The 352-nt window shown below is 63.6% G+C and carries 1 protein-coding gene; it reads left to right on the forward strand.

Features of this window, described 5'->3' with window-relative positions:
* The coding region (locus tag EN807_RS33405; protein ID WP_135938007.1) for a DUF2277 family protein at positions 1 to 193 on the forward strand (193 nt) is incomplete at its 5' end.
* Positions 194 to 352: the final 159 nt, after the last annotated feature.

Raw genomic sequence — 352 nt, forward strand, 5'->3', positions numbered from 1 at the left:
TCAGTTCGTGCGCAAGCTGAGCGGATCGACCAAACCCTCAAAGCGCAATGAGCACGCCTTCCATCACGCCGTCGAGGCGATCGCCGCCATCGCGCGTGAATTGATCGACACGCTCGAGACCAACCAGGAGCCACGCAATCGCGAGGAAGAGGCGGCCAAGGCGAAGGCCAGGTCCGCCCTCCGTTTCGCCTGAGGTCGAGATGAGCTTCTTTCCGGGAAACGATCCTGAGCCTGGCGATGCGTTCGCCTGCGACCAGATCGAGCTGATGGTCGTACCCAACGCCAAGGGCATTGGTGGCTTGGAGGTTCGCCGCGCGCTGCCCACCGCGAAGCGTCGTCTGGTCGGCCCGTT

The organism is Mesorhizobium sp. M5C.F.Ca.ET.164.01.1.1, from assembly GCF_004792125.1.
Lineage (GTDB): Bacteria > Pseudomonadota > Alphaproteobacteria > Rhizobiales > Rhizobiaceae > Mesorhizobium > Mesorhizobium wenxiniae.